This window comes from uncultured Paracoccus sp., assembly GCF_947487305.1.
Taxonomy (GTDB): domain Bacteria; phylum Pseudomonadota; class Alphaproteobacteria; order Rhodobacterales; family Rhodobacteraceae; genus Paracoccus.
Genome location: NZ_CANKWH010000009.1, coordinates 148,901 through 169,378, shown reverse-complemented (window position 1 = coordinate 169,378; position 20,478 = coordinate 148,901). Strand labels below are relative to the sequence as shown.

At 65.4% G+C, this 20,478-nt stretch carries 18 protein-coding genes; 12 read left to right on the top strand and 6 right to left on the bottom strand.

The features are described 5' to 3' along the window. From Q1A36_RS12970 to Q1A36_RS12915, 12 genes are all read left to right on the top strand, one after another. The coding region (locus Q1A36_RS12970) for an EF-Tu/IF-2/RF-3 family GTPase (protein ID WP_299844629.1) at positions 1 to 738 on the top strand (738 nt) is incomplete at its 5' end. A gap of 225 nt (positions 739 to 963) precedes the next feature. Further along, on the top strand, positions 964 to 1,254 hold the full coding sequence (locus Q1A36_RS12965) for a ribbon-helix-helix domain-containing protein (protein ID WP_101752313.1): 291 nt from the start codon (positions 964 to 966) through the stop codon (positions 1,252 to 1,254). Positions 1,255 to 1,346: 92 nt separating this feature from the next. Continuing rightward, entirely contained in the window at positions 1,347 to 1,742 is a 396-nt protein-coding gene (locus Q1A36_RS12960) for a VOC family protein (RefSeq protein WP_299844622.1), read from the top strand. A gap of 74 nt (positions 1,743 to 1,816) precedes the next feature. Beyond that, the gene (locus tag Q1A36_RS12955) at positions 1,817 to 2,338 is read left to right on the top strand and encodes a Twin-arginine translocation pathway signal (RefSeq protein WP_299844619.1); all 522 of its coding nucleotides are present in this window, start codon (positions 1,817 to 1,819) and stop codon (positions 2,336 to 2,338) included. Between the two features lie 12 nt (positions 2,339 to 2,350). After that, positions 2,351 to 3,925, top strand: coding sequence for a GMC family oxidoreductase (locus Q1A36_RS12950; protein ID WP_299844616.1), 1,575 nt, complete (start codon positions 2,351 to 2,353; stop codon positions 3,923 to 3,925). A 101-nt stretch (positions 3,926 to 4,026) separates the two neighbouring features. Next, on the top strand, positions 4,027 to 4,422 hold the full coding sequence (locus Q1A36_RS12945) for a cupin domain-containing protein (protein WP_299844613.1): 396 nt from the start codon (positions 4,027 to 4,029) through the stop codon (positions 4,420 to 4,422). A gap of 206 nt (positions 4,423 to 4,628) precedes the next feature. Then, positions 4,629 to 5,894 carry a PQQ-dependent sugar dehydrogenase gene (locus Q1A36_RS12940; RefSeq protein WP_299844610.1) on the top strand — a complete coding sequence of 422 codons (1,266 nt, stop codon included), beginning with the start codon at positions 4,629 to 4,631 and terminating at the stop codon, positions 5,892 to 5,894. Then, the gene (locus Q1A36_RS12935) at positions 5,891 to 6,487 is read left to right on the top strand and encodes a c-type cytochrome (protein WP_299844607.1); all 597 of its coding nucleotides are present in this window, start codon (positions 5,891 to 5,893) and stop codon (positions 6,485 to 6,487) included. Before Q1A36_RS12940 ends, Q1A36_RS12935 begins: the two co-directional genes overlap by 4 nt. A gap of 72 nt (positions 6,488 to 6,559) precedes the next feature. After that, positions 6,560 to 6,955, top strand: coding sequence for a VOC family protein (locus Q1A36_RS12930; RefSeq protein ID WP_299844604.1), 396 nt, complete (start codon positions 6,560 to 6,562; stop codon positions 6,953 to 6,955). After that, a complete protein-coding gene (locus Q1A36_RS12925; protein ID WP_299844601.1) occupies positions 6,952 to 7,365 on the top strand; it encodes a GFA family protein in 414 nt (137 codons plus the stop codon). Before Q1A36_RS12930 ends, Q1A36_RS12925 begins: the two co-directional genes overlap by 4 nt. A 127-nt stretch (positions 7,366 to 7,492) precedes the next feature. Next, positions 7,493 to 8,149: a CatB-related O-acetyltransferase gene (locus Q1A36_RS12920; protein WP_299844598.1), complete on the top strand. Its 657-nt coding sequence runs from the start codon at positions 7,493 to 7,495 to the stop codon at positions 8,147 to 8,149. Between the two features lie 109 nt (positions 8,150 to 8,258). Beyond that, the gene (locus Q1A36_RS12915; RefSeq protein WP_299844596.1) at positions 8,259 to 10,124 is read left to right on the top strand and encodes an ABC transporter ATP-binding protein; all 1,866 of its coding nucleotides are present in this window, start codon (positions 8,259 to 8,261) and stop codon (positions 10,122 to 10,124) included. 78 nt (positions 10,125 to 10,202) lie between these two features. Here Q1A36_RS12915 and Q1A36_RS12910 read toward each other — a convergent pair whose 3' ends face one another. From Q1A36_RS12910 to Q1A36_RS12885, 6 genes are read right to left on the bottom strand one after another with little or no spacing between them, the layout of a single operon-like run. Beyond that, the gene (locus tag Q1A36_RS12910) at positions 10,203 to 11,006 is read right to left on the bottom strand and encodes a peptidylprolyl isomerase (protein ID WP_299844593.1); all 804 of its coding nucleotides are present in this window, start codon (positions 11,004 to 11,006) and stop codon (positions 10,203 to 10,205) included. 6 nt (positions 11,007 to 11,012) lie between these two features. After that, entirely contained in the window at positions 11,013 to 11,738 is a 726-nt protein-coding gene (gene narI / locus Q1A36_RS12905) for a respiratory nitrate reductase subunit gamma (protein ID WP_299844590.1), read from the bottom strand. 13 nt (positions 11,739 to 11,751) lie between these two features. After that, complete coding sequence (narJ, locus tag Q1A36_RS12900) at positions 11,752 to 12,438, bottom strand: nitrate reductase molybdenum cofactor assembly chaperone (RefSeq protein WP_299844587.1); 687 nt, start codon at positions 12,436 to 12,438, stop codon at positions 11,752 to 11,754. Continuing rightward, the gene (narH, locus tag Q1A36_RS12895; RefSeq protein ID WP_299844584.1) at positions 12,435 to 13,952 is read right to left on the bottom strand and encodes a nitrate reductase subunit beta; all 1,518 of its coding nucleotides are present in this window, start codon (positions 13,950 to 13,952) and stop codon (positions 12,435 to 12,437) included. The genes narJ and narH overlap by 4 nt, the downstream gene beginning before the upstream one ends. Beyond that, positions 13,949 to 17,716 (bottom strand): nitrate reductase subunit alpha, encoded by a 3,768-nt coding sequence (locus tag Q1A36_RS12890; protein ID WP_299844581.1) that lies wholly within the window; start codon positions 17,714 to 17,716, stop codon positions 13,949 to 13,951. The genes narH and Q1A36_RS12890 overlap by 4 nt, the downstream gene beginning before the upstream one ends. A gap of 21 nt (positions 17,717 to 17,737) precedes the next feature. Continuing rightward, the gene (locus tag Q1A36_RS12885) at positions 17,738 to 20,455 is read right to left on the bottom strand and encodes an MFS transporter (RefSeq protein WP_299844578.1); all 2,718 of its coding nucleotides are present in this window, start codon (positions 20,453 to 20,455) and stop codon (positions 17,738 to 17,740) included. Positions 20,456 to 20,478 lie beyond the last annotated feature (23 nt).

The window sequence follows — 20,478 nt, the reverse complement described above, 5'->3', positions numbered from 1 at the left end:
ATGGAAGTGCGCGAGCTGCTGAGCTCGTATGACTACCCGGGCGACGACATTCCGATCATCAAGGGCTCGGCCCTGGCCGCGATGGAAGGCCGTGATCCGGAAATCGGCGAGAACTCGATCCGTGCGCTGATCGCCGCGGTCGACGAATACATCCCGACGCCCGAGCGCGCCGTGGACCAGCCGTTCCTGCTGCCGATCGAAGACGTGTTCTCGATCTCGGGCCGCGGCACGGTTGTGACCGGCCGGATCGAGCGCGGCGCGGTGAACGTCGGCGACGAACTGGAAATCGTGGGCATCCGCGACACCAAGAAAACCACCTGCACCGGCGTGGAAATGTTCCGCAAGCTGCTGGACCGCGGGGAGGCTGGCGACAACGTCGGCGTTCTGCTGCGCGGCATCGACCGTGACGGCGTCGAGCGTGGCCAGGTTCTGGTGAAGCCGAAATCGGTGACGCCGCATACCACCTTCGAAGCCGAAGCCTATATCCTGACCAAGGAAGAGGGTGGCCGTCACACGCCGTTCTTCGCCAACTACCGTCCGCAGTTCTACTTCCGCACGACCGACGTGACCGGGACGGTGAAACTGCCGGAAGGCACGGAGATGGTGATGCCGGGCGACAACCTGAAGTTCGAGGTCGAGCTGATTGCCCCGATCGCGATGGAAGAGAAACTGCGCTTCGCCATCCGCGAAGGCGGCCGCACGGTTGGAGCAGGGGTCGTTTCCAAGATCATCAAGTGATCTTGGAAACGGGACCGTCCGCGGAAACCGCGGATCGGGCCGGCGCCGGCGTGGTGTCGAAGATCATCAAGTGATCTGACGCACGAGCGTGAGAGATGAGAAGCCCGTCCCGAAAGGGGCGGGCTTTTTCGTGGGCGCGTCATACTTTCCGCCGATCCCTGACTGATTGACCCGAATCCGCTTCTGCCGCACACTCGTTCCCGCCCCAACCCAGCGATCAAGCCCATGTGCCAGATCTTCGCCGGTCAGAACCCGGCCCGATATGAAAGCGAAACCCGTCGGCTGCGGCTGAACGGGCAATCGACCTCGATCCGGCTGGAGCGCGCCTTCTGGGGCATCCTTGATGACATCGCTGCGCGCGAGGGGCTGTCGACCCCAGCGTTCATCTCGAAGCTGCACAGCGAGGTTCTGGTGCTGCATGGCGAGGCGCGGAACTTCACCTCGCTCCTGCGCTGCGTCTGCACCATCCACCTGGGCGAGGATCACCTGGCCAGCCAGCCCATCGCCGCCGAATAGGCGGAAAATGCGGCTGTAGTAATCCGATACTACCCGCGCGCCCCCGCGACACCCTAGCCTTGTCCCTGCAAGTGAAGACAGCAGGGGGCTGCATGGCCAAGTATATCCATTCGATGATCCGCGTGCTCGATGAGGCGCGCTCGGTCGATTTCTATGATCGCGCCTTCGGGCTGAAAGTGGCTGACCGGCTGGATTTTCCGACCTTCACGCTGGTCTATCTGTCCAATGGCGAGGCCGAGGCCGAGCTGGAGTTGACCGTCAACAAGGACCGCACCGAACCCTATGATCTGGGTGACGGTTACGGGCATATCGCCATGTCCGTCGATGACGTGGACGCGCTGCATGCGCGGCTGGAGGCCGAGGGTCTTGCCCCGCGCAAGCTGGTGGACTTCGCCCCGGCGGGCGAGGTGGTGGCGCGGTTCTTCTTCATTGCCGATCCCGATGGCTACCAGATCGAGGTTTTGCAGCGCGGGGGGCGGTTCAAGTAGCGCAGGTTCGAATAACGCGGGCCGGTGGCCGGGGAGGGCCGCCGCGACCCGCGCAAAACAAGGGAGGAGAGACCATGACAGAGTTGAGGAAACAGGGCCTGACCCGGCGCGCGCTCTTGTCGCGGGCGGCGGCTGCTGGCGCCCTCGCGGTGGCAGGCGCTGGCTTCATCGCCGCGCCCGATGCGGCCTGGGCGGTCGAGGTGACGGCGATCAGCGAGCACGAGATGGCGACGCTGTTGCAGATGGCGCGCGACATCTATCCCCATGACAAGGTCGGCGACCGTTTCTATGCCATCGCGGTCAAGGGCTATGACACCGCCGAGCAGAAGGCGGTGGTGAGCGAGGGCATCGCCGCCCTTGATGCCGCCGCCAAGGCCGCGGGGTTTGACGACTACCTGTCAGCGGGATGGGAGGCTGACCGCGTGGCGATCCTGCGCGGACTTGCCGATACGCCCTTCTTCCAGACGGTGCGGGGCGGGCTGGTGACGGGCCTATATAACCAGAAAGAGGTCTGGCCGATCTTCGGCTACCAGGGCGAGTCCTATTCCGAAGGCGGTTACATCAACCGCGGCTTCGACGACATCGACTGGCTGTGAGGGGGATGGATCATGGCTGAAGCAGCAAAATTCGATCTGACCGACGACAGCGTGGTCGTCATCATCGGCACCGGCGCGGGCGGCGGGGTGCTGGCCAATGAACTGGCGCAAAAGGGCGTCAAGGTCGTGGCGCTGGAGGCGGGCGGGCGCTATCTGCCCGAGGATTACGTCAATGATGAATGGGAGAGCTTCGGGCAGCTGGCCTGGACCGACCCGCGCACGACCAGCGGCGACTGGCGCGTAGCCAAGGACTTTTCCGGCCTGCCGGCCTGGATCGTCAAGGCAGTGGGCGGCACCTCGATCCACTGGGCCGGGGCATCCCTGCGCTTTCAGGATCACGAATGGAAGGCGCTGACCAATTACGGCACGGTCGAGGGCGCGAGCCTGCTGGACTGGCCCATCGATGCCGCCGAGATGGCGCCCTGGTATGACAAGGCCGAGGCCAAGCTGGGCGTGACCGGCACCGGCGACCGGGCGCGACTGCCGGGGAACAACAATTTCAAGATCCTCGAGAAGGGGGCCAAGGCGCTTGGTCTGCAAGAGGTCCATACCGGCAATATGGCGATCAACAGCGCCGAATATGACGAGCGCATGGCCTGCCAGCAGACCGGCTTCTGCTTTCAGGGCTGCAAATGGGGGGCGAAATGGTCCTCGGCCTATACCGATATCCCGCGCGGCGAAGCGACCGGCAATCTCGAGGTGCGCGACCATGCCCATGTCGCGCGCATCCTGCATGACGATGCCGGCAAGGTCACAGGGGTCGAGTATTTCGACAAGGACGGCGCGCTGCAGATGCAGAAGGCGCGGGTGGTCTGCGTGGCGGGAAACAGCTTCGAAAGCCCGCGGCTGCTTCTGAACTCGGCCAGCAGCATGTTCCCGGACGGGCTGGCAAACAGCTCGGGGCAGGTCGGGCGCAACTACATGCGCCACACCACCGGCTCGGTTTACGGTCTGTTCGAGAAGCCGGTGCGCATGTGGCGAGGCACCACCATGGCGGGGATCGTCCGCGACCATGCCAAGCACGATCCCTCGCGCGGCTTCGTCGGCGGCTACGAGTTGGAAACGCTCAGCCTCGGCCTGCCGTTCATGGCGGCCTTCCTCGATCCGGGCGGCTGGGGGCGTGAGTTTACCACGGCGCTGGACAGTTACGAGAACATGGCCGGGCTGTGGATCGTGGGCGAGGACATGCCGCAGTCCGAGAACCGCGTGACCCTGTCCGAGACCACGGACAAGTTCGGGCTGAAGGTGGCGAACGTCAATTTCAGCGACCATCCGAATGACGTGGCCATGCGCAACCATGCCTATGACGTGGGGCAGCAGATCTACAAGGCGGTGGGCGCTACCCGCACCCTGCCGACGCCGCCCTATCCCTCGACCCACAACCTCGGCACCAACCGCATGTCGGAGAAGCCCGAGGATGGGGTGGTCGACAAATGGGGCAGGGCGCATGACGTGCCGAACCTGTTCGTCAGCGATGGCAGCCAGTTCACCACGGGCGCGGCAGAGAACCCGACGCTGACCATCGTGGCGCTGGCAATCCGGCAGGCCGACCATATCGCCACCGAGTTGGTCGCCGGTAATCTCTAGGGGCAAGCTGGCCGTCCCCGTCGCGGGGGCGGCCCTTTCGGCTGGCATCCGAGGGGCAGGGGGCGCAGTCTGGTCTGGCAAACGGAAGCAAAGGAATGCCCATGCAGATCACCCGCAACGGAAGCCGCCCCTCGGGCGCAGGCCCGGCCGACTGGTTCACCGGCCGGGTGCGGCTGGACCCGCTGATCACCGCCCCCGATCCGGCCCGCGTCGCCGCCGCGCTGGTGACCTTCGAGCCCGGCGCGCGCACCGCTTGGCACACCCATCCGCTGGGGCAGACGATCATCGTCACCTCGGGCCTTGGCCGGGCGCAGCGCGAGGGTGGCCCGGTCGAGGAGATCCGTCCCGGCGACGTGGTCTGGTTCGAGCCGGGCGAGCGCCACTGGCACGGCGCAGGCCCCGAGACCGCGATGAGCCATATCGCGATCCAGGAGCGGCAGGATGGCAGCACTGTCACCTGGCAGGACCATGTGAGCGACGAGGATTACGCGGGCTAGCAGGCCGACCCGGCATATTGCCAAAGAGGCGAAGTCGGCTAAGCTGCGACTCGCCCTACGGTTTATCGTCAGCCCCCCTTGCGAGTGCAGTTTTCCGGGTCCGAGCGTGCATCCGGCGCGCGCCCCGGTGTCGTCATTCCGGCCGCTCCACCTGCGCCGCCGGATGGATCGCGGCTTGGGAGGGCCGCCAACAGGGAGGAAAGACCATGAAAGCCATACCCATCATCCTGGCCGCCGGCTCGCTGAGCCTTGGCCTTTCGGCTGCCGTCGCGCAGAATACCGATGTGCCCGAGAACCTCGAAAAGTTGTCGAATTTCCAGACCACCGGCACCACCGAATTCACCACCATCGAGCAGGGCGGCGACTTCGCCGCCGGCATTGAAAAGACGCTTGAACGCATCACCCTGCCGCCGGGCTTCAAGATCGCGCTTTACGCGATCGTTCCCGATGCGCGGCACATGGCGGTGGGTCCGCAGGGCATCGTCACCTTCGTCGGCACCCGCAAGGACAAGGTCTGGGCCGTGACCGACCGGAACAAGGATCGGGTGGCCGACGAGGTCAAGGATTTCGCGCCCTCGCTGACCTTCTCGATCCCGAACGGGCCTTGCTTCTCAAGGGATGGCTTTCTGTACATCGCCGAGCAGAACCGGGTGCTGCTGTTTCCGGCGGCCGAGTTCTTCTATGAAAGCCCCGATGTCGCGGCCTTCAACCTCGTGGCCAAGGGCGATCTGATCCCGGTCGAAGAGGAAAGCTTCAATCACACCGCGCGGGTCTGCAAGATCGGGCCGGATGGCAAGATCTATATCTCGCTTGGCCAGCCCTTCAACGTCGCGCCCCCAGAGAAACTGGAGCTTTACGCCAAGGCCGGCATCGGCGGCATCATCCGCATGAACACCGACGGCACCGGGCGCGAGGTCTTTACCCGTGGCATCCGCAACTCGGTCGGCCATGACTTCCACCCCGAGACGGGCGATCTGTGGTTCACCGACAATCAGGTCGATGGCATGGGCGACGATATCCCGCCGGGCGAGATCAACCACCAGACCGAGGCCGGGCAGCATTTCGGCGCGCCCTGGTATGGCGGCGGCGATATCCGCACCAACGAATACAAGGACCAGGAGATCCCGGCCGAGATCAGCCCGGTCATGCCCGCCGTCGCGACCGAGGCCCATGCCGCCGACCTGGGGATGAGCTTCTATACCGGCGACCAGTTCCCCGCCGAATACAAGAACGCCATCTTCAGCGCCCAGCACGGGTCCTGGAACCGGACGACGCCGGTGGGTGCGCGGGTCATGGTGACGACCATTGCCGAGGACGGCACCGCGACGACCAAGCCCTTTGCCGAGGGCTGGATCGACGAGAACGGCGAATACCTGGGCCGGCCCGTCGATGTGGTGCAGTTGCGCGACGGCTCGATCCTGGTCTCGGATGACCTGGCCGGTGCGCTCTATCGCATCAGCTATGGCGAATGAGGCGCGCGGCCATCGTCGCGGCCATCACGCTCGGCACCCTCTGGGGTGCCGGGCTGGCCGCGCAGGAACCCGCGCCCGCCGAGGCGCTGCAGGGTGATCCGGCGGCGGGGGAAAAGCTCGCCGGTCAGTGCCGCACCTGCCACGGCATCGACGGGCTGGCCCGCATCCCCATCGCGCCGCATATCGCCGGCGAGCCGGCGGGCTACCTGGCCCGTCAGCTGACCGATTTCCGCGAGGGGCGGCGGCAGCACGAGATGATGACCGTGGTTGCCGCGAGCCTGACAGACCAGCAGATCGCCGATCTGGCGGCATGGTATGAGGGCCGGCAGGTGGTGGCGGAACTGACCGGCGATCCCGCCGGCGCGCCCGAGGCCTGCACCGCCTGCCATGGCGCGGATGGGATGGCGGTGATCCCCGAGGCCCCCAATCTGGCGGCCGAGACGAACATCTATCTCGACACTCAGCTGAAGGCCTTTCGCTCGGGTAAACGGGTCAACGAGATCATGCAGCCCGTCGCCGAGGGGCTGGATGATGCGGCGATCCGCGCGGCGGCAGACTGGTACGGCGCGATCAAGCTGACGGTCGCGCCCTGACCAACCCGGCTTGCTGACGCGAACTGTCAGCAGGCCGGGGCGATAAGGGCTGCTCATTCAAAGGAGCCTCTCATGATCGACCATATCGGCTATCCGGTTTCCGACCTTGCCGCCTCGCGCGCCTTTTACGAGCAGGCGCTGGCGCCCCTTGGCATCAGCGTCATCATGGAAGTCACCGAAGCGATGACCGGCGGGAACGGCGCGCATCTGGGTCTCGGGCGCGACGGCAATCCCTTCTTCTGGATCGGCAGCGGCAAGCCCGCCGCGACCGGCGTGCACCTGGCCTTCGCCGCCCCGGACCGCGCGACGGTCGATGCCGTCCACGCGGCGGCGCTGGCGGCGGGCGGGCGCGACAATGGCGCGCCGGGGCTGCGGCCGGATTATCACCCGAACTACTACGGCGCCTTCATCCTCGACCCGGATGGCAACAATATCGAGGCGGTGTTTCACGGAGCGGCAGCGGCATGAGGACCTATCACGCAAGCTGTTTCTGCGGGGCCGTCGCCTTCGAGGCAGATGGCGACCTGACCGAGGGCACGATGCGCTGCAATTGCCGCTTCTGCCGCAAGATGCGCTACTGGGAAATGCGGCTGCCCGACCCGGATGGATTCCGTCTGGTCCGGGGGCGAGAGGTGCTGGCCGAAACACCCCGCGTCGATGCCGCGGGTATCGACATGCATCACTGGTTCTGCAGCCGCTGCGGCACGAGGCTGTGGACCGAGGGCGACATCGCCGAGATGGGCGGGCGTTTCGTGCAGGTCGTGGTGCCCGCGCTGGATGATGCAAGCGAGGCGGAACTGGTCGCCGCACCGATCTTCTGGGCCGATGGCGCGCATGACAATTGGTGGAACCCGGCACCCGAAACCCGGCATCTGTGACGCGCCTCGGGGCATGATTTGAATTCCGGGCGGGATCGTGCTACGACCCGGCCGAACGCAACAGGAGCCCGTGTCATGGACCAGTCCCGCATCTGAACCTCTTCCCTCAGATTCGAAAGGACTTCCCATGCCCGTCAGCTTCCTTGATGCCACGTCTCCCTATCCGATGCAGTTTCCCGATGGCCGCGAGAATCCCGGCCTCGTGCATCTGAACCGCGTCATCGACCATCCCAATATCGAGATCGGCGATTTCACCTATGCCAGCAGCTTCGACCCGCCCGAGGATTGGGCGGTCCGGCTGGCCCCCTATACCTATGCCGGTGCGCCCGAACGCCTGCGGATCGGGCGCTTTGGCCAGATCGCCGACCGCGTGCGGATGCTGACTGCCTCGGCCAATCATCCGCTGGGGGGCATCTCGACCTATCCCTTCGCCATCTTCGACCCGAACCGCGCCGAGGATTACTTCGCCCTGCTCAGCGACATGCCCGATACGGTGATCGGCCATGATGTCTGGCTGGGCGATGGCGCGATCCTGCTGCCCGGGACGCAACTGGGCCATGGGGTGATCGTCGGTGCCGGGGCGGTGGTGGGCGGCAAGGTGCCGGACTACGCCGTGGTCGTGGGCAATCCGGGCCGGGTGATCCGGATGCGCTTTCAGCCCGGTCAGATCGCCCGGCTGCTGGCGCTTGGCTGGTGGGATTGGCCGATCGAGACCATCAATGCCGCCGTCCCCGCGCTGGTCCGGGCCGATCTCGATGCGCTGGAAAGGCTGGCGCCGGGGTAACACCCCGCTGCCCTTCACCTGCCGCGTACTTGACGCGCGGCGCTGAAAACCTCATCTATCTCGCCCCTCTGCCGCCCTGTCGGCGGGGCTTAGTTCAGAAGGTGTTGCCATGTTCCGCTGGTTCGAGAGCCGGCTCGACCCCTATCCGCAAGAGGCGCCCAAGATGCCGCCTCGCCGGTTCTGGGGGTTTCTGCTGCATTATTCCCGGGGTGCAATTCCCTGGCTGATCATTCTTGCCATCTGCTCGGGCACGATCGCGCTGATCGAGGTGTCGCTGTTCGGTTACCTGGGCGATCTGGTGAACCGGCTGGCCGAGACGCCGCGCGACCAGTTCTGGCAGGTCGAGGGCGCAAGGCTGGCGGTGATGGGCGCGCTGCTTCTGCTGGTGCTGCCGCTTCTGAACGCGCTGGCCAGCATGATCATGCACCAGACCCTGCTGGGCAACTTCCCGCAGCGCATCCGCTGGCAAGCGCATCGCTATCTGCTGCGCCAGTCGGTCGGCTATTTCCAGGACGAGTTCGCCGGGCGCATCGCGCAGCGGCTGATGCAGACCGCGCTGGCCGTGCGCGAAGTGGCGATGAAGATGATGGACGTGGCGTCCTATGTCGTCATCTATTTCGTCGGCGCGCTGGCGCTGGCGGCCAGTCAGGACTGGCGGCTGGCGTTGCCCTTCATCGCCTGGGGTCTGGCCTATGGCGCGATGCTATGGGTCATCATCCCGCGTCTGGGGCGCGTGGCCGAGGCACAGGCCGATGCGCGCAGTGCCATGACCGGGCAGGTGGTGGACAGCTATACCAATATCGCGACCGTGAAACTCTTCTCGCATTCCGACCGGGAAGAGGCCTGGATGCGGCGCGGCATGGATGCCTTCCTGCAGACCGTCTATCGCCAGATGCGGCTGTCGGCGACGCAGGACATGCTGCTGACCGCGATCAACGTGTCGCTGGTGGCCTCGGTCACGGCGCTGGGGCTGTCGCTCTGGACGGCGGGCGCGATCAGCGTCGGCGCGATTGCCGTTGCCGTTCCGCTGGCCTTGCGCCTGAACAACATGGCGCATTGGATCATGTGGGAGTTTGCCGCGCTCTTCGAGAATGTCGGCACGGTGCGCGACGGCATTTCCTCGCTGGCGCTGCCCCGCGCGGTCCGTGACGAGCCGAATGCCCGGCCGCTGCTGCCGGGACCGGGGGCGGTGAGCTTCGACCATGTCACCTTCCGCTATGGCGCGGACGAGGCCGACCGGCCGCTGGCGGTGCTGGACGACCTGTCGCTGGCGATCCGTCCGGGCGAGCGGGTGGGCCTGATCGGGCGTTCCGGCGCGGGCAAGTCGACGCTGGTCAACCTGCTTCTGCGCTTTCACGATGTCGAAAGCGGCGCCATCACCATCGACGGGCAGGACGTGTCCAAGGTGACGCAGGACAGCCTGCGCGCCTCGATCGGGGTGGTGACGCAGGACAGTTCGCTGCTGCACCGCTCGGTCCGCGAGAATATCGCCTATGGGCGGCCCGATGCCGCCGAAGACGAGATCTGGAGCGCCGCCCGCATGGCCGAGGCGCAGGATTTCATCCCCGATCTTGCTGACAGCAAGGGCCGGCAGGGGCTGGACGCGCATGTCGGCGAGCGCGGGGTGAAACTGTCCGGTGGCCAGCGCCAGCGCATCGCCATCGCCCGGGTGGCGCTGAAGGACGCGCCGATTCTGGTGCTGGACGAGGCGACCAGTGCGCTGGACAGCGAGGTCGAGGCGGCGATCCAGTCGCGGCTCGAGGTGCTGATGCAGGGCAAGACCGTCATTGCCATCGCCCACCGGCTGTCCACCATCGCCGCGATGGACCGGCTGGTGGTGATGGAGGGCGGCCGCATCATCGAGATGGGCAGCCATGCCGAGTTGCTGGCCCAGAACGGGCTTTATGCGCGGCTCTGGTCGCGGCAGTCGGGCGGGTTCCTGATCTCGGACGAGGTCGAGGACGCGGCTGAATAGAAAAAACCGGCCGCGTTCCCGATGGTGCGCGGCCGGATGCCTCCGGCGGGGATATTTGGGCCAGGTGAAGCCGCGGCCTCAGACCCCCAGCGGCGCCTCGAGGTCGATCCCGTCGACCTTGGCCCCGGCCACCAGCCCGGCCACGAAATCGCGGCTGGCAAGGGTCCATGCGGCCTTTTCCTGCGCCTCGCGCAATTGCGGCAGCACGCTGTCGAAGGGCAGGATCGCGCCCTCGGCCCGCGCGTCGAGGCGCAGGATATGAACGCCATAGCGGCTTTCCACCAGCGTCATCTCGCCCTCGGTCATGCGGCTCATCGCCGCCTCGAATTCCGGCACGGTGTCGCCCGAGGACAATTGCCCCAGCATCCCGCCCGAGGTTTTCGAGGCACAGGCGCTGTGCTCGGCCGCCAGTTCGGCAAAGCGGCGCGGGTTCTTTGTCAGTTCCGCCAGCACCCGACCGGCCTTCATCCCGGCCTTCTCGCGGGCCGCTGCGGTTTCGGGTGTGACGGCAAAGAGGATATGCGCCGCCTCGTAAAGCGCGGGCGCGCGGAAGCGCTCGGGCCTTGCCTCATAGAGGGCGCGCAGCTGTGCCTCGTCCACTGGCGCGGGGGGCAGCGCCACGGCGAGAAGCTGGCGGATCAGCGCCTCGTCCTCGGTCTCCCATTTGCCGGGCGAGAGTTCGGCAGCCTCGGCCGTCAACCCGCACCGGCGGGCCTCTTGCAGCAGCAGTTCACGGATCGCCAGCGCGCGGGCGGCGGCCCGCCAGGCGAGGCCCGGCTTGCCCTTCGGGGCAGGGTGGTTCTGCGCCTCGGCGGCGATCAGGGCGGGGTCGATGGCGACACCGTTGACGGTGACAGGGGGCAGAAGGGTCTTCATTTCCATGGTCTCTTACTCCGCCGGGCTGGTGGGTCTGGTGGCGGGTTTAACGGTCGGTTCGGCGGGCTGTCTGGTGCGCACGATCTGATAGCCGGGACGCCACAGATAGCGGACGGGGGCCGAGATCATGTGGACAAGCCGGGTGAAGGGGAACAGCAGGAAGATGGTCAGGCCAAGGACGATGTGCAGCTTGAAGAGGATGTTCACCTCGGCCAGGTACTGCGCCGGATCGGCGCCGAAATAGGCCACGGCCTGCGCCCAGCTCATCAAGAGCACCATCTCGTGCCCGTCCAGATGCCGCATCGAGACGAGGATGGTCAAAAGGCCCAGCACCAGCTGGATCAGCAGCAGCGCGAGGATGCCGGTATCGGCCAGCGTCGAATGCGCCCGGATGCGCGGGTCATAAAGCCGGCGGTGCAGCAGAATCCCGCCGCCGACCAGCGCCATCAGCCCGGCAATGCCGCCGGCCGTCATCGCCAGCACCTGCTTGGCGCCATGGCTGATGCCAAGGGCGTCGAACACCGCCACCGGGGTCAAGAGGCCGACGAAATGGCCCATCAGGATCACCAGCACGCCGACATGGAACAGCACCGAGCCGATGACGAACTGGCGCTTGCGCAAGAGTTGGCTGGATTTCGATTTCCAGGTGAAGGGATCGCGGTCATAGCGGATGATCGAGCCGAGGATCATCACGGTGATGGCGATATAGGGGTAAATTCCGAAGAGGAAGTGGGTCATGGCAGGGCCTCGTTCAATCGGCGGCCGGCGTCAGCGGGCGCGGGTCCATGCGGGCAAGAAGATCGCGGCTGACCGGGCAGCCGGCATTGGGATCGGGGCCGAAGGTGACCTGGGCCTCGGCCCAGACCGCATCCAGCGCGGTCAGATCCTCGGGGTCGTCATCGGGGATCTGGGCTAGTTCCGCCGGGGTCTCGCAATCGGTCTCGGACAGCGTGACCAGCGCCGACAGCACCGCCGCATAGGGCGTTTCGCGCCGCTGCAGCCGCTCGGCCAGCGCGGTCAGGATATGCCCGGCATCGGCCAGCATAGCCTTCGCCTCGGGCAGGGGGCGCGTGGACAGGTATTCCAGCAGCACCGGCAGATGATCGGGCAGTTCCGGTCCGGCGAGATCGAACCCGCCGGCGCGATAGGTTTCCAGAAGGTCGACCATGGCGCCGCCGCGATCGCGGCTTTCGCCATGGACATGCTCGAAGAGGTTCAGGCTCAGCGTGCGCGAGCGGTCGAAGAGCAGCACATAGCTTTCCTGCAGATCATAAAGATCCTTGTGCGTCAGCTCGTGCAGCAGTGCCGCCAACTCGTGCTGCCGCGTCGGACCCAGCAGCCCTTCCTCGTGCAGGACCTTGTCGATGGCCGGGACGGCCGTCACCAAATCCTCGGTTGGATAGCTGAGCAGCGCCGAGAGCGCCTTGAAGGTTTTCATGCGATGAACTCCTGCGGGCTGCGGAACTTCTTGCCGCCAAACAGCGAGCCGCTTTTCCCCGAGGAACAGCCATTGCCATCGGTAAAGCCGCAGCCGCCCTTGAGGTCATAGGCATCCTCGACCAGCTCGCGATGCGTGGTCGGGATGACGAAGCGATCCTCGTAGTTGGCGATGGCCAGCAGCTGATACATCTCGTCGATCTGCAGGGGCGTCAGACCGACGCGCTTGGCGACGCCCAGATTGACCACCCCGTCGATGGTCTTCGAACGCATATAGCTGCGCATCGCCAGCATCCGTTCCAGCGCGGCGGCCACCGGGGCCTCGTCGCCGGCGGTCAGCATATTGGCCAGATAGCGCAGCGGGATGCGCAGGCTGCGCACGTCGGGCATGTCGTCCTGCGCGGCGATCCGGCCCGCCTCGGCGGCGTGCTGGATCGGCGACAGCGGCGGCACATACCAGACCATCGGCAGGGTGCGGTATTCGGGATGCAGCGGAAAGGCGATCTTCCACTCCATCGCCATCTTCCAGATGGGCGAGTTCTGCGCGCCGCGAATCCAGTCCTCGGGGATGCCCTGTTCGCGCGCGGCCTCGATCACCTCGGGATCGTTCGGGTCAAGGAAGACACCAAGCTGGGCGTCGTAGAGATCCTTTTCCGCCTCGACCGACGCAGCTTCCGAGATCTTGTCGGCGTCATAGAGCATGACCCCCAGATAGCGGATGCGCCCGACGCAGGTTTCCGAGCAGACCGTGGGCTGGCCGGATTCCAGGCGCGGATAGCACAGGATGCACTTCTCAGACTTCCCGCTGGACCAGTTGTAATAGATCTTCTTGTAGGGACAGCCCGAGACGCACATCCGCCAGCCCCGGCATTTCTCCTGATCGATCAGGACGACACCGTCATCCTCGCGCTTGTAGATCGCGCCCGAGGGACAGGAGGCGACGCAGGCGGGGTTCAGGCAATGCTCGCAGAGCCGTGGCAGATACATCATGAAGGTGTTTTCATATTCGCCGTAGATCTCTTTCTGGATCCCGTCGAAATTGTAGTCCTGCGACCGCTTGGCGAATTCGCCGCCAAGGATCTCTTCCCAGTTCGGCCCCCATTCGATCTTCTCCATGCGTTCGCCCGAGATGAGCGAGCGGGGGCGGGCCGTCGGGAAGGCCTGGCTTTCGGGGGCCGACTGCAGATGGTCGTAATCGAAGGTGAAGGGCTCGTAGAAATCGTCGATCTCGGGCAGATCCGGGTTGGCAAAGATATTCGCCAGGATCCGCCACTTGCCGCCCTGCTTGGGTTGCAGCTGACCCGATGTCGTCCGGGTCCAGCCGCCGTTCCAGCGTTTCTGGTTCTCCCAGTCCTTGGGATAGCCGATGCCGGGCTTGGTCTCGACATTGTTGAACCACGCATATTCAACGCCCTCGCGCGAGGTCCAGACGTTCTTGCAGGTGACAGAGCAGGTGTGACAGCCGATGCATTTGTCGAGGTTCAGCACCATGCCGATTTGTGCGCGTATCTTCATTCCGCTGCCTCCGGGGTCTGGGTTGCGGGTCGGTCGTCCAGCGGACCATCGAGCCAGTCGACCTTCGCCATCTTGCGGACGATCACGAATTCGTCGCGGTTGGCGCCGACCGTGCCGTAATAGTTGAAGCCGTAGCTGAGCTGGGCATAGCCGCCGATCATGTGGGTGGGCTTCGGCACGATGCGCGTGACCGAGTTGTGGATGCCGCCCCGTGCGCCAGTGACCTGACTGCCCGGCGTGTTCACGATCTTCTCCTGCGCGTGATACATGAACATGCTGCCTTCCTTCATGCGCTGGCTGACCACCGCACGGGCGGCGATGGCGCCATTGCTGTTGAAGACCTCGACCCAATCATTGTCGACGATCCCGGAGGTGCGGGCATCGGTCTCGGACATCCAGACCACCGGGCCGCCGCGGTTCAGCGTCAGCATCAGCAGGTTGTCGGTATAGGTCGAGTGGATGCCCCATTTCTGGTGCGGGGTCAGGAAGTTCAGCACCACATGCTTTTCACCCGAGGCCAGCGATTTCGTCGCCGCCCTGCCCACGGTCTTCAGGTCCACCGGCGGGCGCCAGGTGACGAAGCCCTCGCCGAAGGCGCGCATCCATTCGTGGTCTTGATAGAGCTGCTGCCGACCCGACAGGGTGCGCCACGGGATAAGCTCGTGGACATTGGTCCAGCCGGCATTATAGCAGACCTCCTCGCTTTCGATCCCCGACCAGGTCGGACTCGAGATGATCTTGCGGGGCTGGGCGGCGATGTCGCGGAAGCGGATCTTCTCGTCTTCCTTGACCTCGGCCAGATGCTTGTGATTGCGCCCGGTGGCCTTGGCCAGTGCCGTCCAGGCCTTGACCGCGACCTCGCCATTGGTCTCGGGTGCCAGCATCAGCACCACCTCGGCCGCGTCGATTGCGGTCTCGATCTTCGCCATGCCCCGGGTCGGGCCGTCCTCGGTGACGGTGCCGTTCAGCGCCTGCAGGTGATGCACCTCGGTCTTGGTGTCCCAGGCAATGCCCTTGCCGCCATTGCCGATCTTTTCCATTAGCGGGCCAAGCGCGGTGAAGCGCTTGTAGAGGTTCGGGTAATCGCGCGTCACCTCGATGTAGCTCGGCGCGGTCTGGCCGGGGATCAGATCGCACTGGCCCCGCTTCCAGTCGCTGACAAGGTTCTGCGCGATCTCGGAGGGGCTGTCATGCTGCAGTGGCAGCTGCACCACATCGGTCTCGACCCCCAGCACCTCGGGCGCGATTTCGGAGAATTTCTTGGCGATGGACTTGAAGATTTCCCAATCGCTCTTGGACTCGTAAGCCGGGTCCACCGCCGCCTGCAGCGGGTGGATGAAGGGGTGCATGTCCGAGGTGTTCATGTCGTCCTTCTCGTACCAACTGGCGGTTGGCAGGACGATGTCGGCATAGACCGCCGTGGTGGACATGCGGAAGTCGATCGTCACCAGCAGGTCCAGTTTCCCCTCGGGCGCCTCGTCATGCCAGACGGCCTCGGCGGGCTTCTGGCGGCCTTCCTCGCCCAGATCCTTGCCCTGCACGCCATGCTGCGTGCCAAGCAGGTGCTTGAGGAAATATTCATGCCCCTTGCCCGACGAGCCCAGCAGGTTCGAGCGCCAGACGAAGAGGTTCCTCGGCCAGTTCTCGGGCGCGTCGGGGTCTTCGCAGGACATCTGCAACTCGCCCGATTTCAGCCGCTCGGCGACGTAATGCTTGATCTCGACGCCTGCCGCCTTCGCCGCGCGGCCGACGGCCAGCGGGTTGGTCTTCAGTTGCGGGGCCGAGGGCAGCCAGCCCATGCGTTCGGCGCGGATGTTGTAGTCGATCAGGCTCAGCCTGTTCCAGTCGCCCTCCGGGGCGGTGGGCGACAGGATCTCGGCGGCGCTGACCGTCTCGTAACGCCACTGGTCGGTATGGGCATACCAGGCCGAGGTCGAGTTCATGTGGCGCGGCGGGCGGGCCCAGTCCAGCGCGAAGGCCAGCGCCGTCCAGCCGGTCTGCGGGCGCAGCTTTTCCTGCCCAACGTAATGCGCCCAGCCACCGCCCGAATTGCCCACGCAGCCGCACATCACCAGCATGTTGATGACCGCGCGATAGTTCATGTCCATGTGGAACCAATGGTTCATCGCCGCGCCGATGATGATCATCGAGCGGCCATTGGTCTTTTCCGCATTGCTGGCGAACTCGCGCGCCACCTGGATGATCTTGTCGCGGCGCACGCCGGTGATGCGCTCGGCCCATGCCGGCGTGAAGGGCACATCGGCGTCATAGTCGCGGGCGACGTGATCCCCGCCAAGGCCACGGTCGAGGCTGTAATTGGCGCAGAAGAGGTCGAACACCGTGGCGACCAGCGCCTCGCTACCATCGGCCAGCGTGATGCGCTTCACTGGCACGTTGCGGGTCAGCACCTCGCTGCGCTTGTCGACCGCGAAGCCATTGGTCGCCGCCCCGCCGAAATAGGGGAAGTCGACGGCGGCCACATCGTCGCGGTCTTCCTCGAGGATCAGCGACAGGCGCAGCCGCGTCTCGGCGTCGCCAGCCTTCTCCTCGAGGTTCCAGCGCCCGTGTTCTTCGCCCCAGCGGAAACCGATCGAGCCGTTCGGCACCACCAGCCCGCCGGTCGTCTCGTCGATGGCGACGGTCTTCCAGTCGGGGTTGATGGTCTGACCCAGCCCATCGGTCAGATCGGCGGCGCGCAGTTGCCGCCCCGGCACCAGCCGGTCGCCCTGCCGGTCCAGACGCACCAGCATCGGCATGTCGGAATAGCGGCGGCAGTAATCCTCGAAATAGCTGGCCTGACGGTCCAGGTGGAACTCGCGCAGGATCACATGGCCAAAGGCCATCCCCAGCGCGGCATCGGTGCCCTGCTTGGCGTTCAGCCAGATGTCGCCGAACTTCGCCGCCTCGGAATAGTCGGGGCAGATAACGGCGGATTTGGTGCCGCGATAGCGCGCCTCGGTATAGAAATGCGCGTCGGGCGTCCGCGTCTGCGGCACGTTCGAGCCCCAGAGCAGCAGATAGCCGGCATTGTACCAGTCGGCCGATTCCGGCACGTCGGTCTGTTCGCCCCAGGTCTGGGGCGAGGCCGGCGGCAGGTCGCAATACCAGTCATAGAAGGACATGCAGGTGCCGCCCAGAAGCGACAGGTAGCGCGTGCCGGCGGCATAGGAGATCATCGACATGGCCGGGATCGGCGAGAAGCCGAAGACCCGGTCGGGGCCGTATTTCTTCGCCGTATAGGCATTCGCGGCGGCGACGATCTCGGTGGCTTCCTCCCAGGTCGCGCGGACGAAACCGCCCTTGCCGCGCACACGGGTATAGCCGTCACGGGCATCGGGATCGGTCTGGATCGCCTCCCATGCCGCCACCGGCGCCAGCGTCTTGCGCTTCTCGCGCCAGAGCTTCATCAGCCGGCCGCGGATCAGCGGTGTCTTCACCCGATTGGCGGAATAGAGATACCAGCTGTAGGAGGCACCGCGCGCACAGCCGCGCGGTTCATGGTTCGGCAGGTCGGGCCTAGTGCGCGGATAGTCGGTCTGCTGGGTCTCCCAGGTGACGATGCCCGACTTGACGTAGATCTTCCACGAGCAGGAGCCGGTGCAGTTCACCCCATGGGTCGAGCGGACGATCTTGTCGTGCCGCCAGCGCGAGCGATAGGTCTCTTCCCAATCGCGGCTTTCGGTCGTCGTCTGGCCGTGACCGTCCGAGAACACGTCCTTGCGGGCGGATTTCAGGAAGTTCAGGCGATCCAGAAGATGGCTCATATTGCTGTCTCCTTGTGAATTTCAGGCAGCTTGCGGCGCAGCGGGGGCCGCGCGGCGATGTTCGATGTCGTGAAGCAGCCCGCCCGGACGGGTGTAGAAGACCCAGGTCACGATCAGGCAGAGGACGTAGAAGGCGATGAACAGCCAGATGGCGCCCACGGCCGAGCCGGTCATGGCGATCGAGCTGCCATAGGCTTTCGGGATGAAGAACCCGCCATAGGCGCCGATCGCACTGGTGAAGGCGATGATCGCGGCGGATTCCCGTTCGGCCTGACGGCGGCGGCCATCGGCGTCGAGGCTCGGGGCCAGGCGCTCGGTCTCCTTGCGCATGATCACCGGGATCATCTGGAAGGTCGAGGCATTGCCGACGCCGGTAAAGAGAAACAGCGCCATGAAGCCGGCAAAGAAGCCCGCGAAGGATTGCGCCTGCAAGGACAGGATCACCAGCCCGGCCGAGACGATCATGCCGGCAAAGACCCAGAAGGTGACGCGCCCGCCGCCCAAGCGGTCGGCCAGCCAGCCCGTGCCCGCGCGGCTCAGCGCGCCGACCAGCGGCCCGAGGAAGACGAATTGCAGCGCGTTCACATCGGGGAAGACCAGCTTGATCAGCAGCGGGAAACCCGCCGAGAAGCCGATGAAGCTGCCGAAGGTGCCGACGTAAAGCAGGCACATCAGCCAGTTGTGCTTGCGGGTAAAGATCACCGCCTGCTCTTTGAAGCTGGCCTTGGCGTCGCTGATGTCATTCATCCCGAGCCAGGCCAGGAAGGTCGAGACGGCGATGAAGGGCACCCAGACGAAGCCCGCATTCTGCATCCACAGCTGGCCGCCATCGGTCAGCTCTTGGGGCGCGCCGCCAAGCGCGCCGAAGATGCCCATGGTGATGACGATCGGTACCAGAAACTGCATGGCCGAGACGCCGAGATTGCCCAGACCCGCATTCAGCGCCAGCGCATTGCCCTTTTCCGACTTGGGGAAGAAGAAGCTGATATTGGACATGGACGAGGCAAAGTTGCCGCCGCCAAGACCGCAAAGCAGGGCGAGGATGACGAAGATCAGGTAGGGCGTGGTCGGGTCCTGCACCGCATAGCCGATGCCCATCGCCGGGATCAGCAGCGAGGCGGTCGATAGCGTGGTCCACAGCCGGCCGCCGAAGATCGGCACCATGAAGCTGTAGAAGATGCGCAGCGTCGCCCCCGACAGGGCGGGCAGGGCGGTCAGCCAGAACAGCTGGTTCTGCGAGAACTGGAAGCCGATGGAAGGCAGCCGCGCGACCACGACCGACCAGACCATCCAGACCGAGAAGGCCAGCAGAAGGGCAGGGATCGACAGCCACAGGTTGCGCCGTGCGACCTTGCGGCCCTTCTCGGCCCAGAAGGTCGGGTCCTCTGGGCGGCAGTCCTCGAGGGTTCGGGGCATGACCGTGCGCTCGGGGTCGTGGATTTCCTCGAGTTCGGGGAATTGCGGCAGACGGTCCAGCGCCTCGCCATGGGCCTTGCGCTCCATCGCGCGGATCGACAGGTGCATCCAGGCGGCGGAGACCACGACAATCACCAGCAGCAGCGCGAAGCACGAGGTATAGACCCCGGTCAGATCCAGAAGCGCGCCGAAGATGATGGGCAGGACAAAGCCGCCAAGACCGCCGATCATGCCCACGAGGCCGCCGACGGCGCCCACATGGTTCGGGTAATAGACCGGGATATGCTTGAAGACGGCAGCCTTGCCGAGGCTCATGAAGAAGCCGAGCGCGAACAGCACGGTGACGAAGGGCCACATATCCATCTTGGTCGAGAAGGCGATCGGGCCGTCCTTGCCGTGGACGATGTAATCGGTCGGCGGATAGGACAGCATGAACAGCAGCAGCGCCGAGAAGCCGAAGGTCCAGTACATCACCTGCCGCGCGCCGAAACGATCCGACAGCACCCCGCCATAGGCGCGGAAGACGCTGGCGGCGAGGCTGAAGCTGGCGGCGGCGACACCGGCCAGACGCACATCGGCGCCATAGACATCGGTCAGGTAATGCGGCAGCCACAGCGCCAGCGCGACGAAGCCGCCGAAGACGAAGAAGTAGTAGAGCGCAAAGCGCCAGACCTGCAGGTTCTTCAGGGGCGCGAATTGCTGGGCCAGCGAGGGCGCGGCAATGCCCTTGGCGCGGCGCTCGACAAAGGCCGGGTCATCGCGGGCGATCAGGAAGAAGATCACGCCCATCAGGCTGATGCCCACGGCCCAGATCTGCGCCACGGCCTCCCATCCCCAGGCGACCAGCACGAAGGGGGCGAGGAATTTCGTCACCGCCGCGCCGACATTGCCCATGCCGAAGATGCCAAGCGCCGTGCCCTGACGGCCGGCGGGGAACCATTTCGACACATAGGCGACGCCAATGATGAAGGACCCGCCGGCAAGGCCCACGCCAAGCGCGGCCAGAAGGAAGGTCGGATAGCTGTTGGCCCAGGTCAGCGCCCAGGTCGCCGCGCCGGTCAGGATCATCTGCGCCGGAAAGACCAGCCTGCCGCCGTAACGCTCGGTCCAGACGCCGAGGATCAGCCGGGTCAGCGAACCGGTCAGGATCGGCGTGGCGATCAGCAGGCCGTATTGGAATTCGGTCAGGCCCAGCTGGTCCTTGATCGACAGGCCGATGATGGAAAAGATGGTCCATACGGCGAAGCACAGCGTGAAGGCCGTGGTGCTGAGCCACAGCGCCTTCTGCTGTTCGGTGGCCACCGGGGTCGTGCCCTCGGACATGACATAAGCTCCCTACATTGCCG